This window comes from Nocardia sp. N2S4-5, assembly GCF_044628355.1.
Classification (GTDB): domain Bacteria; phylum Actinomycetota; class Actinomycetes; order Mycobacteriales; family Mycobacteriaceae; genus Nocardia; species Nocardia wallacei_B.
Window position 1 is genome coordinate 504,514 of record NZ_JBIUPM010000001.1, and the last position, 12,178, is coordinate 516,691.

Annotated in this window: 12 protein-coding genes; 5 read left to right on the forward strand and 7 right to left on the reverse strand. The window is 71.0% G+C overall.

Annotated elements, in window-relative coordinates; all coding sequences use genetic code 11:
* Positions 1 to 4: 4 nt before the first annotated feature.
* The gene (locus ACFMRZ_RS02350; protein ID WP_400177686.1) at positions 5 to 883 is read left to right on the forward strand and encodes a class I SAM-dependent methyltransferase; all 879 of its coding nucleotides are present in this window, start codon (positions 5 to 7) and stop codon (positions 881 to 883) included.
* Positions 884 to 893: 10 nt separating this feature from the next.
* Here ACFMRZ_RS02350 and ACFMRZ_RS02355 read toward each other — a convergent pair whose 3' ends face one another.
* Complete coding sequence (locus tag ACFMRZ_RS02355) at positions 894 to 1,106, reverse strand: zinc ribbon domain-containing protein (RefSeq protein ID WP_400177687.1); 213 nt, start codon at positions 1,104 to 1,106, stop codon at positions 894 to 896.
* Positions 1,107 to 1,403: 297 nt separating this feature from the next.
* Entirely contained in the window at positions 1,404 to 2,372 is a 969-nt protein-coding gene (locus tag ACFMRZ_RS02360) for a heme A synthase (protein ID WP_400177688.1), read from the reverse strand.
* Positions 2,373 to 2,448: 76 nt separating this feature from the next.
* Here ACFMRZ_RS02360 and ACFMRZ_RS02365 point away from each other — a divergent pair, with 76 nt between their 5' ends.
* The 3 genes from ACFMRZ_RS02365 (at position 2,449) to ACFMRZ_RS02375 (ending at position 4,930) form a co-directional block, all read left to right on the forward strand.
* Positions 2,449 to 2,985 (forward strand): AAA family ATPase, encoded by a 537-nt coding sequence (locus ACFMRZ_RS02365; RefSeq protein ID WP_400177689.1) that lies wholly within the window; start codon positions 2,449 to 2,451, stop codon positions 2,983 to 2,985.
* Between the two features lie 4 nt (positions 2,986 to 2,989).
* Positions 2,990 to 3,574 carry a G/U mismatch-specific DNA glycosylase gene (gene mug, locus ACFMRZ_RS02370; protein WP_400177690.1) on the forward strand — a complete coding sequence of 195 codons (585 nt, stop codon included), beginning with the start codon at positions 2,990 to 2,992 and terminating at the stop codon, positions 3,572 to 3,574.
* A gap of 81 nt (positions 3,575 to 3,655) precedes the next feature.
* Positions 3,656 to 4,930, forward strand: a complete 1,275-nt coding sequence (locus tag ACFMRZ_RS02375; RefSeq protein ID WP_400177691.1) for an MFS transporter — start codon at positions 3,656 to 3,658, stop codon at positions 4,928 to 4,930.
* 31 nt (positions 4,931 to 4,961) lie between these two features.
* On the opposite strand, the gene ACFMRZ_RS02380 is transcribed toward ACFMRZ_RS02375, so the two are convergent.
* From ACFMRZ_RS02380 to ACFMRZ_RS02390, 3 genes are read right to left on the reverse strand one after another with little or no spacing between them, the layout of a single operon-like run.
* Positions 4,962 to 6,188 (reverse strand): cytochrome P450, encoded by a 1,227-nt coding sequence (locus ACFMRZ_RS02380; RefSeq protein ID WP_400177692.1) that lies wholly within the window; start codon positions 6,186 to 6,188, stop codon positions 4,962 to 4,964.
* Positions 6,189 to 6,233: 45 nt separating this feature from the next.
* Positions 6,234 to 6,431, reverse strand: a complete 198-nt coding sequence (locus ACFMRZ_RS02385; protein WP_400177693.1) for a ferredoxin — start codon at positions 6,429 to 6,431, stop codon at positions 6,234 to 6,236.
* 19 nt (positions 6,432 to 6,450) lie between these two features.
* The gene (locus ACFMRZ_RS02390; RefSeq protein WP_400177694.1) at positions 6,451 to 7,101 is read right to left on the reverse strand and encodes a DUF4097 family beta strand repeat-containing protein; all 651 of its coding nucleotides are present in this window, start codon (positions 7,099 to 7,101) and stop codon (positions 6,451 to 6,453) included.
* Positions 7,102 to 7,264: 163 nt separating this feature from the next.
* Here ACFMRZ_RS02390 and ACFMRZ_RS02395 point away from each other — a divergent pair, with 163 nt between their 5' ends.
* Positions 7,265 to 10,429, forward strand: coding sequence for a BTAD domain-containing putative transcriptional regulator (locus tag ACFMRZ_RS02395; protein WP_400177695.1), 3,165 nt, complete (start codon positions 7,265 to 7,267; stop codon positions 10,427 to 10,429).
* Here the strand turns inward: ACFMRZ_RS02395 and ACFMRZ_RS02400 are convergent.
* Positions 10,413 to 11,174 carry an ABC transporter permease gene (locus ACFMRZ_RS02400; protein ID WP_280361768.1) on the reverse strand — a complete coding sequence of 254 codons (762 nt, stop codon included), beginning with the start codon at positions 11,172 to 11,174 and terminating at the stop codon, positions 10,413 to 10,415. The genes ACFMRZ_RS02395 and ACFMRZ_RS02400 overlap by 17 nt on opposite strands.
* Entirely contained in the window at positions 11,171 to 12,115 is a 945-nt protein-coding gene (locus ACFMRZ_RS02405; protein WP_400177696.1) for an ATP-binding cassette domain-containing protein, read from the reverse strand. The genes ACFMRZ_RS02400 and ACFMRZ_RS02405 overlap by 4 nt, the downstream gene beginning before the upstream one ends.
* Between the last annotated feature and the right edge of the window lie 63 nt (positions 12,116 to 12,178).

Genomic DNA, 12,178 nt, shown 5'->3' on the forward strand with positions numbered 1-12,178 from the left:
GGCCGTGACGGACAAACAGGCGAGCCGGACGGCGGTGCTGGTGTGTCAGGCCCGGGCCGTCGGCGACGGCCGGATGGCAACGGACCGGTTCGGTGACGAGGTCGCGGCGCGGTTGCTGCGGCCCGACGAACGGGTCGTGGTCGAACGGGTGCGCTCCGGCGAGGTGCCGCGTCCCTGGCGCGACCGCATCGATTACGAGTTGGTCGCCGCCACCGCGTCGGTGCTGGTGACGCGCACCGTCTTCATCGACGAAACCGTTCGCGCGCAAGGGAATCCGCAGCTGGTGATACTCGGCGCGGGCCTGGACGGACGCGCGTGGCGGATGCCCGAACTGGCCGATGCCGACGTCTTCGAGATCGACCACCCGGCCTCGCAGCGCGAGAAACGGGCGCGGATCGGCGAACTGCCACCGGTCGCGAAATCGCTGACCTTCGTGCCGGTGGATTTCGGCCGCGACGAACTGGGAAAAGCGTTGGCGGACGCCGGTTTCCGGGACGAACCCGCGACGTGGATCTGGGAGGGCGTGCTGCCGTACCTGACTCGCGCCGCGACGGAGCGGACCCTCGACGCCGTGGCCGAGGTGTCCGCGCCCGGCAGTTGCCTGATCGCGACCTATCAGCCGTCGAATCGCCAGGCCCGGCTCGGGCGGCTGCTGTTGCGCGGGATCGGCCGTGTCGCCGGTGCCCGGGATCCGCTGCGGAACGAGCCGCACGTCTCGGCGTGGACCACGGAGCACATGCGGGAGTTGCTGGGCGCGCGGGGCTTTCGGATCGTCGCGGACGAGGACCTGCTCACCACGGCGCGGCAGCTGTCGATTCCGATCCGCCCGTCGCAGCGGTACGGGCTGGGCCGCGTGGTTATCGCCGACCTGCCGAACGCCTGAACCTAGGGGATCAGGCGCAGCAACCGCCGCCGCAGCAGCCGCCCGCGGCAGCTGCGGACGCCGGGGCCGCGCCTGCCGAACCCGTCAGCGCGATCGTGGTGAGGAGCTTCACGGTGTCGGCGTGGCCGTCCGGGCAGGGGGCGGGTGCGCTCGATTCGCTCATCGGCCGCATGACTTCGAATGTGTCGGTGCATTCCCGGCAGCGGTACGCATAGGTCGGCATGCCTGGATTATCGCCGGACGGGCCGGTGGAGACAATCGCCCCCCGGCGCCGAGAGCGCAGGGTGGGCGCGGTTGACATCGTCGTCGACCACCGCGCACCGCCCGCGCCTCGCAGGATGCGCCGCAGGGATGGCGTGCTGGGGTTCATCGTGCGAGGCAACCCCTGGCCGCGGGACCTCACCCGGTCGCGCGGCCGCTTCACAGTGTGGGGCGACCGGGCGGTTTCCGGAAGGGCACAACGCGCCAACTTCGGGACGAACGCGCCGATATCGTTGCGGCGCCGCGGGATCGGAGGCGGTCAGGAGGCGTGGGCGACCGGTGCGGCGGCGCTCACTCGCTCGCGGTTACGCAGTGCCGCCCACAGCGCCGCGGTGGCGGCGGTGCAGGCCGCGGCCCCGCCGACGTGCACGGCCACCAGCGCGGCGGGCACGTCGGTCAGATACTGGACGATGCCGACCAGGCCCTGCGCGCAGACCAGCGCGATCACCACGATCAGCCGCACGCGGATCGCCCGATCCATGCCGACCGCGGCCAGACCGCATGCCAGGCCGACCAGCAGGGCCAGGTAGGCGATGAGCAGTTCCGCGTGCAGATGCACCAGCGTCACGATCTCCACCTGCAACCGCTCGACGGTCCGGTCGACGCTCTTGTCACCGGCATGGGGACCCGCGCCCGTCACCAGCGTTCCGGCGATCAGGGTGGCGCACAACGCGATCGCGCCGAGCGCGGTGAGCAGGCGCAGCGGCCGCGGCACCTGGGCCACGTCGACGCCCTCGTCGGGTTCGCCGATCTTCGCGAACAGCAGCACGGCCAGCCACACCATCACCATCGACGCCAGCAGGTGCACAGACACCGTCCACCACAGCAGTCCGGTGCGCACGGTGATGCCGCCGATCACCGCCTGCACGACGGTGCCGCCGGGCATCAGCCAGGCGTACACGGCGACCTCGCGCCGCCGCCGCGCCCGCAGCACCGCCAGCACGACCAGCGCCGCGCACAACGTCACCGCGAAGCTCAGCAGGCGATTGGAGAATTCGACCACCTGATGCAGCACCGGCACCTCGGCATGCGCCACCGGCGTGAAACTCCCCGGAAAGCACTGCGGCCACGTCGGGCACCCCAGCCCCGACGACGTGACCCGCACGATCGCCCCGGTCACCGAGATCCCCGCCTGAGACAGAATCACCGCGAACGCGATAACCCGCTGCACCCGCAACGAGGGCAGCGGCAGCAGATCGACCAGTCGCAGAAACGCGCGAGACAGCACGCCGTCATGCTAGTCGACCCTCAACTACAGCCTGTAGTGGGTCCACCCGGACGCTGTCCGGTCCATCATGGCGGCCATGGAGAAACTGCTCGTGCTCGTGAACGGCCTGCCGGGATCGGGCAAGTCGACGCTGGGACGCGCGCTGGCCCGGACGCTGGAGGCCACGTTCCTGTCGAAGGACGCCGTCAAGGTGGCGCTGGCGGACTGCGCCGGTTCGGACGCCGGGGTCCCCGGTCTGGGCGGCATCGCCATGGACGCGGTGTGGGCGCTGGCGCGGGCCGTGCCGGGACCGGTGGTCGTGGACTCCTGGTGGTTCCGGCCGCGTGATCTCGAATTCGCCCGGGCCGGGATCGAACACACCGGAGCGGATCGTGCCGTGGAGGTCTGGTGCGCGGTCCCCGCCGACGTGGCCCGGCGCCGGTACGCGAGCAGGCGGCGGGCCACGCTGTACGAGGACGACCTGCGGCTGGCACGGGATTGGGACACCTGGGCGGCGCATGCCGAGCCGCTGGGGTTGACGCCGATCGTGCGGGTCGACACCGGTGGGCCGGTGGATTGTGCGGCGGTTGGCGGGTGGGTGCGGCGGGCGGTGGGGTGGGGTCGGGCAGACTGACGGGATGGGTTCAGGTGGAATCTTTCGTCCGACGGCGGCCGATCTGGCTGCGGCGGAAGGGAAGACGATTTCCGATCTGGTGGGACCGGATCTGCGGGTGCTGTTCTGCGGGATCAATCCCGGGTTGTGGTCGGGGGCGACGGGGCATCATTTCGCGCGGCCGGGGAACCGGTTCTGGCCCGCGCTGTTCCGGTCGGGGTTCACGCCGCGGCAGTTCCGGCCGGACGAGGAAGCGGAACTGCTCGGGCTCGGGCTGGGGATCACGAATGTCGCGCCGCGCACGACGGCGAAGGCGGATCAGTTGTCGGCGCAGGAACTGCGCGAGGGTGGCCGGGCGCTTGTCGAGCGGGTGGCGCACTACCGTCCGCGTGTCCTCGCCGTGCTCGGGCTGGGCGCCTACCGCACCGCGTTCGGCCGTCCGCGCACCGCCGTCGGCCGTCAACCCGATTCGCTCGGTGACACCGAGGTCTGGGTGCTGCCGAACCCCAGCGGGCTGAACGCCCATTACACCCTCGACGCGCTGTCGGCCGAATTCCGCAGGCTCCGTGAGGAAGTGGAGCGGATCTGCGGCGGCCCGGTCGAACGGTAGGAGCGACCGCCGTCGTACCGCAGTCAGGTCGAAACCCGAGGCAGAACACCGACTTGAACGGTGTTAAAGTTGGCGGCGCTCATGAACACTGTGATCGAAACGCGGCGCACCCGGCGGATTGCCGCCTCCTCGGCGGGCGCGGCCTTGGAAAGCTACGAGTGGTCCCTGTACGCGCTGCTGGTGACCTACTTCTCGCCGCGCTTCTTCGGCGGCGATCTGCGGCAGTCGGTGCTGTACGGATTCGGGATCTTCGCGGTCGGGTTCCTGATCCGGCCGATCGGCGCGTTCGTGCTGGGGCAACTCGCGGATCGGCGCGGGCGGCGTCCGGCGCTGGTGCTCTCGATCGGACTGGCCGGGCTGGCGACACTCGGGATGGCGCTGACGCCCGGCTGCGAAACCCTCGGCGCCGCCGCCCCGATCCTGCTACTGGTGTGGCGGCTGGTGCTGGGCTTCTCGTTCGGCGGCGAGCAGGCCGTAGCGCAGGCCTACCTGTACGAATCGGCCCCGCCGCGCCGGCGCATGCTCGGCACCAGCGTGTACTCGATCTTCTACGGCCTCGGCACGATCACCGCCAATCTGCTCGTGGCCGCGCTGGTGACCTGGGCGGGCACCGACGCGCTGCGCGACGGATATTGGCGAATCCCGTTCCTCGTCGCGGCCGTCCTGTCGCTGGTGTTCATGCTGGCCCGGCGGAACATTCCCGAGACCCTCGACGGCGACCCGCACGACGAGCCCGTCCGCTGGTCCCGGGAGTGGCGGGCGCTGATCGGTCCGGGCCTGGCCGTCGCCGGGCTCACCGCGGGCTGCCTGGCGTCCTACTACCTGTGGATCAGCACCCCGACCAGCTACGGGATCACCGTCCTGAAACTGCCTGACGCGCAAGTGCTCTGGGCCGGCGTGGTGGCTCAGCTGGCCTACATGGCGGCCGCGCCGATCTTCGGCGCGCTCGCCGACCGGATCGGCCCGCTGCGCTGGGTCGGCGGTGCGGCGCTGGTGCTGGCCGGGTTGACGCTGCCGATGCAGGTGCTGCTGAATTCCGCTACGCCCGTGACGTATTGGGCCTTGATGATCGTCGGATCGATCGGCGTCGTGTCCCTGGCCGCCACGGTGACCGGCGCGACCGCCATGATCGCCCCGGCCCGCCACCGCGTGACGGTGATGGCCCTGCCCTACAGCATCACCAGCGCCCTCTTCGGCGGCACCACACCCGCGCTGAAGCAGAAGTTCGCGGCGCACCCGGCGTTGTTCTCCGTCTATATCGCCGCGCTGCTGCTCGTCACGGTGGTCACGGCGCTGGCGTCCCGGCCGCTGCTGGGCGGCGGGCCCCGCGGGGCGAGCGCGGTCCCCGCCGCCTGACGGAGCGGGGTTCCCGTTGTCCGCCAAGGGTTTACCCGCCGGTTTCGGTCCAGGTGACCGGCAGTTCGTGGACGCCGTAGATGTTCATATCGGTGCGCAGCGGCACCTCGGCGGCGTCGACGGCGAGCCGGAGCGTCGGGAAGCGCCGGATCAGCCCCGCGAACCCGGCGCGCATCTCGATACGGGCCAGCTGCTGCCCGAGACACTGGTGGACGCCGTGGCCGAACGACACGTGCCCCCGTGCCGTGCGGTGGATGTCCAGGGCGTCCGCGTCGTCGAAGCGCCGCGGATCGCGGTTGGCCGCCAGCAGCGAGACGACGACGGTCGACCCCTTGCCGATCGTCTCCCCGCACAGTTCGATGTCCTCGGTGGCGTAGCGATAGAAGATGTCGGCGACCGACAGATAGCGCATGAGCTCCTCCACGGCGCCCGGCACCAGCTCCGGATCCGCGCGCAGCTCCGCCAGCTGCTCCGGGTGCTCGAGCAGCGCGAAAGTGCCCAGCGCCAACATGTTCGCGGTGGTCTCGTGACCCGCGAGCAGCAGCAGGAACGAGATCCCGGTCAGTTCCTCGACGCTGAGGTCCTCGTCGCGCGCCAGATCCGACAGCAGGTCGTCGCCGGGTTCGGCGCGCTTGCCCATGACGAGTCCGGCCAGGTAACTGGTCATCGCGCCGTACGCGGCCATCTTCTCCTCCAGCGGCTGATCCTTGACCAGGAACTTGGCGGAGTTGGCCTGGAAGGTCTCCCGATCGGCGTAGGGGACGCCGAGCATTTCGCAGATCACCAGCGAGGGCAGCGGCAGCGCGAACTCCCGGACCAGGTCGACCGGCGGCGTCAGCAGTGCCATGGCCTCCAGTTGCCGCTCGGCAACCTCGACGATGTGCTCCTCGAGCTGCTTCATGCGCCGGACGGTGAACGCGCCGGTGAGCTTGCGCCGCAACCTGGTGTGGTCCGGCGGATCCATCGCGATGAACAGGCCCGGGATCACCGGCGACGGTTCGGTGGCGGCGGGCATGCCGGGCGTCTCGTACGGCACGTGCACGATGCCGATGTCCTGACGGGAGCTGAACCTGGTGTCGGCCATCAGCTTTCGGACCGCCTCGTAACCGGTGACGAGCCAGCCCTCGTGGCCGTCGGGAAAGACCAGCGGGCTGACGGGACGTGTCTCGCGCAGCCGGGTGATCGCGCTGGGCGGGTCGAAGGGCCCGGCGTCGCGGTCCATGGGGAGGCCGTGCGGGACGGTAGCGGTCTGGCTCATCTGATTCTCCTGATGCGGTAGTCGGCCCTGCGGCCGGAAATTGATCTAGTCGACGGTGATCGCGCCGGACGGGCACATCTGGGCGGCCTCGCGGACGTCCGCGCGGCGCTCGGGTGCGGAGTCCAGCAGCACCACCAGCCCGTCGTCGTCCTGGTCGAACACCGCGGACGCGGTCAGGACGCACATGCCCGCGCCGATGCAGCGCTGCCGGTCCACCCTGATTTCCATCGGTTGCTCCTTCATGCGGTGTCGGCCCTGGTGATCAGTGCTGCGCGGGGGTGGCGTGCCGGATGATGACGTTGCCGTAGGAGTTGCGCGCGAACACCTGCACGGTGTCCGCGTTCCCCGCCGAACCGGCGACCGGTCGCATCGAGTTCTGCACGGTGCCGTGCTGGGCGTTGGTCTCGAGCCGCACCGCGCTGTCCGGATGGATGCCGACCTCCAGGTCGCCCATGGACGTCTCCAGCCGCAGCACGCCGCGCGACGCTTCGCCGATGCGGATGTCGCCCTTGGCCGCCTTGGCCGTCACCGCCTCGCGCGGTCGCTCGACCTCGATGTCACCGGCGGCGATCTCCAGTTCGCACGGGCCGAGGTCGCCCGCGCCCACCAACCGGCCCACACCGGCGGTGGCTCGCAGCCGGGAACCGGCCGGTACCTCGATGGTCACCTCGACCGAGGGGTTGCCGCCGAACGGCGTGTAGGTACGCCACTCCTTCGCCGATTTCACCGTCAGGGTCCCGTCGGTGAAGGCGATCCGGGTCTGCTCGGCGGCGCGTACATCACTCTTCTTGGACGCGTCGGCGGGCCGTACCTCGACGACGGTGTCGCTGCGGTCCGAGGCGACGACCTCGACCCGTCCGGAGAGGATGTCGACGGTGACGGCGATCGGTTCGGGGGTCGGGAAAGCGGGCATCGCGGTGCTCCTTCATCGTGTGGATTCGTTCTCGCGTCACTACTGTCGCGAGCCCGCCTGACATCGACCTGACGCCGCCCTGACACGCTCCCCGGCGCGGTGTCGGCCCTGGATGGGCGGGGCGGCCCGCCGGCCCGGCGCGCGCCCACGGCAGAATGGCCGGGTGCAGATCGGGATCCTTGGGCCGCTCGAAATCCGAGTGAACGACGGCGGATTGATCGAGATACCGGGTACCCGGTTGCGGGCGTTGCTGATCGCCCTCGCGCTCGAACCCGGCCGTGCCGTGTCGAAATCGGCGCTGGTCGATTGGATCTGGGGCGAGCAGCCGCCCTCCGACGCCGCGAATGCGTTGCAGGCGTTGGTATCCCGGCTGCGCCGGGTACTGCCGGACGGTTCGCTGGAGGCGCAGCCGGGCGGCTACCGGCTGGCGGTGGAGCCCCGCGCCGTCGACGCGATGCGCTTCGAACGGCTCGTGGAACAGGCTCGCGGCGGCGACGACCGCCGGCAGGCCGAACTGCTGGGCGAGGCCCTCGAACTGTGGCGCGGCGCGCCGATGCAGGACGTCGGCGTCCAGGACAGCGAGGCGTTCGAGGCGGTGATCACCCGGCTCGAGGCGCTGCGCCTGGCCGCCACGGAGGATCGGTACGAAGCGGAGATCCGCCTCGGCCGCGGCCCGGAGCTGATCGGCGAGCTGACCGAGGTCGCCGCCCGGCACCCCGTGCGGGAACGACTCGCCGCCGTGCTCATGCGGGCACTCGCCGCCGCGGGCCGCGGTCCCGAGGCGCTGACCGTGTACCAGCGCACCCGCGAGGCACTCGCCGACACACTGGGCGTGGACCCCTCACCCGAGCTGTCCGATCTGCACGTCGCGCTGCTGCGTGGCGAGGTGGGCGCGCAGGAGCACGAACGCCGGACCAACCTGCGCGGCGAACTGACCGAATTCGTCGGCAAGCACGCCGATATCGCCGCCGTGCGCGCACTGCTCGCCGATCATCGGCTCATCACGCTGACCGGGCCCGGCGGGTCCGGCAAGACCCGGCTCGCGCAGGAGACCGCGCGGACGCTGCTCGACGATCTGCCCGACGGGGCCTGGCTGGCCGAACTGGCGTCGGTCGGCACGGGCGGCGACGTGGCGCAGTCCGCGCTCGCGGCCATCGGCCTGCGCGACGCGCTGCTCGGCGGCCCGCCGAACGCCGAACCGATGGACCGGCTCGTCGCGGCGATCCGCGACCGCGAAACACTGCTGATCCTGGACAACTGCGAACACGTGATCGACGCCGCCGCGGCCTTCGCTCACCGGGTGCTAGGGGAGTGCCCGCGGCTGCGGATCCTGGCCACCAGCCGCGAGCCGCTCGGCATCACGGGCGAGGCGATCTGGCGGGTCGAGCCGCTGGCGCTGCCCGCGGTGGACGCGGACCCCGGGCAGATCGAGTCCTCCCCGGCCGTGCGGCTGCTGCGCGACCGGGCCGGCGCCGTCCGCACGGATCTCACCGACGATTCCCGCACCCTGGCGACGATGGCGCGGGTGTGCCGCGCGCTCGACGGAATCCCGCTGGCGATCGAACTGGCCGCGGCCCGCCTGCGCACCATGTCCCTCGACCAGCTCGCCCATCGCCTCGACGACCGGTTCCGCCTGCTCACCGGCGGCAGCCGCACCGCAATGCCACAGCACCGCACGCTGCGCGCGGTGGTCGACTGGAGCTGGGAGTTGCTCACCGACGCCGAACGGATGGTGCTGCGCCGGCTCTCGGTCTTCGCGGGCGGCGCGAGTCTGGAAGCGGCCGAACAGGTTTGCGCGAGCACGCCGGAGGAGCCCGGCGGCGCGACCACGACGGTCGAGTCGTGGGAGATACTCGAGCTGCTGACCGCGCTGACCGAGAAATCGCTGCTGCGCGCCGAGGAGGCCGACGGGCCGCGCTATCGGATGCTCGACACGATCAGGCAGTACGCCCGCGACCGGCTCGCCGAGTCGGGCGAGGCGGACCTGGCCCGGCGCGCGCACCTGGCGTACTTCACCGGGTTGGCGAACACCGCGGATCCGCACCTGCGCCGCGCCGAACAGCTGGAGTGGCTCGCCACGCTCGCGGCCGACCACGACAACATCACCGTCGCGATGCGCGAGGCGCTCGCCGCCGCCGACACCGCCGGGGCGATGCGGCTCGCCGCGGCCGCGGGCTGGTACTGGTGGCTCGGCGGCCACAAGGCCGAGGGCCTGGAGTTGGTCACCGCTACCGCCGAAATGCCCGGCGAGGTCGAGGACGAGACCCGGGCCATGGTGTACGGGCTGGTCGTGCACTTCGTGAGTTCCGGCCGCAACGACGCACAGCAACTGGAGGATTGGATCCACCAGGCGTACCGGTTCGGCCGGAACGTGCGGGCCCGGCACCCGCTGCTGGGTTTCGTGGACGCCCTGGAACGCATGCTCGAGGGCCCGGACGCGCTGCTGACCGCGTTCGAACCGCTGCTCACCGACGACGACCCGTGGGTCCGCGCGCTCGCCCGGCTGCAGATGGGCAAGACGCGGATCATGCTCGGACAGGACGGGCAGGATGCCGACGCCTACCTCGAGACGTCGCTGGCCGAGTTCCGTGCCCTGGGCGAGCGCTGGGGGACCTCGTTCGCGCTGACCGAACTGGCGAACCGGATGGCCGTGCGCGGCGAATTCACCGGCGCCTGCGCGCTTTTCGACGAGGCGATCGCGGTGGTCACCGAGGTCGGCGCGATCGAGGACGTGGCCGGGATGCGGTCGCGGCAGGCCCAGCTGTACTGGCTGTCGGGCGAGGTGGAGGCGAGCGCGGCCGCCATGACCGAGGCACAGCGCCACGCGGATCAGTCCGCCTGGCCCAGCGCACTGGCCGAACTCGCCTTGGCGCGAGCGGAACTGGCCCGCTGGCGCGACGACGGCGCGGCGGCCCGCCGGCAGCTCGAGGTCGCGACGACCCTGCTCGGCGCCGACGCGGAACAGCCGAACGCCGGCGCGGTGATCCACGACCTACTCGGTTACCTCGCCACGGATCTCGACACGGCCCGCGCGGAGCGGGCCGCGGCCTTCCGGGCGGCCGCCGCCGCGGGCCATGCGCCCCTCGTCGCGCAGATTCTCGTCGGCGTCGCGGACCTGGCGCTGCGCGGCGAACAGGACGAGCAGGCCGCCCGGCTGCTCGCGGCGAGCGACGCGGTGCGCGGACTGCCCGACCGATCCCAGCCGGACGCGGCCCGCATCGAGCGGACAGCACGAGGCCGCCTCGGTGACGCGCGGTTCACCGAGGCGGCGGAAGAGGGTGCGAAGGCGGACTGGCGGGAGCTCGTCGCGGCTACGCTCGCTTGCTGAACGTGGCGCGCGACCACAGGTAGCCGACCACGGCGAAGCCGACGCACCAGGCGAGCGCGGCCGCGGTGTAGCCGCCGGACGGGTTCCCGGTGAGAAACCCGCGCAGCGACTCGATGATCGGGGTGAAGGGCTGATACTGCGCGAACTGCCGCACGCCCTGCCCCATCTTGTCGGCCGGGACGATCGCGCTGCTCACGAAGGGCAGCATGATCAGCGGCACCACGCTCATGCCCGCGGACTCCGGCGTCTTCGCGGCCATGCCCAGCGCGACCGTCAGCCAGGACGCCGCGAACGAGGTCGCCAGCATGACCCCGACCGCGCCGAGCCATTCGACGGCCGTCGCCGGCGACCGGAAGCCGAGGGCGAACGCCACCCCGACGACCGCCGCGATGGCGACCACATTGGTCACCATGGTGGCCACCACGTGCCCGGTCAGGACGGCGCCACGGGAGACATCCATGACCTTGAAGCGGTTGATGACGCCCTTGGCCATATCGGAACTCACCGCGACCGCGGTGCCCGACAACCCGTAGCTGATCGCCAGCAGAATCAATCCCGGTGTCGCGTAGACGATGTAGTCACCGCCGACGTCGAACGCGCTGCCGAACACGTAGACGAAGATCAGCATCATCACGACCGGCATCAGCGCCGCGTTGAAGATCGTGACCGGGGTGCGGACGGTGTGTGTGAAGTTGCGCCGCAACATGATCGACGAGTCGGCCAGCGGTGCGTAGAGGGTGCTCATTGTGCGGTGTCCTTCGTGGTGGCGTGTCCGGTCAGAGAAAGGAAAACGTCGTCGAGGTCGGGGGTGTGGACCGAGACCTCCTCGGCCTCGAGCGAGTGCTCGTCGAGCCGATTCAGCAACTGGTGCAACGACTTCGAGCCGCCGTCGCCCGGCACCCGCAGGGCCAGGGCGTCGTCGTCGCGGGTGGCGCCGGGCACGATCCGCGCCGCCGTCGCCAAGTCCGCGGCGTGGGTGAAACGCAGCCGGATGTGGCTGCCGGGGACCCGGCGCTTGAGTTCGTCGGCGGTGCCTTCGGCGACGATGCGGCCCTGGTCGAGCACCGCGATCCGGTCGGCGAGCTGATCGGCTTCCTCGAGGTACTGGGTGGTGAGGAAGATCGTCACACCGTCGGTGGTCAGGTCCCGCACGATCTCCCACATGGTGCGGCGGCTGCGCGGGTCCAGCCCGGTCGTGGGCTCGTCCAGGAAGACGATTTGCGGGCGGGTGACCAGTGTCATCGCCAGGTCCAGCTTGCGGCGCATGCCGCCGGAATAGGTCGCCGCCCGCTTGCCCGCCGCGGCCGCCAGGTCGAACCGATCCAGCAACTCGGTGATCACCCGCTTGCTCTCGGCGCCCCGCAACCGATGCAGATCGGCCATCAGCCGCAGGTTTTCCTCCCCGGTCAAAAGGTCGTCCACCGCCGCGAATTGGCCGGTGACGCCGATCGAGGCGCGCACCGCCTTGGTCTCGGTGGCGATGTCGTGCCCGGCGACCCGCGCCGTGCCGCCGTCGGCCTTCAGCAGGGTGGTCAGGACGTTCACCGTCGTCGTCTTGCCCGCCCCGTTCGGGCCGAGCAGCGAGAAGATCGTGCCGGTGGCGATGGTCAAATCAATGCCGTCGAGAACCGTCTTGTCCCCGTAGGCTTTCCGCAACCCGGAGGCCGCGATCGCTGAGCTGTTCATGCCGGTAACCGTCGCGCTCGCGCCTGATACCGGCCTGACACCGGGCTGATATGCCCGCTGACA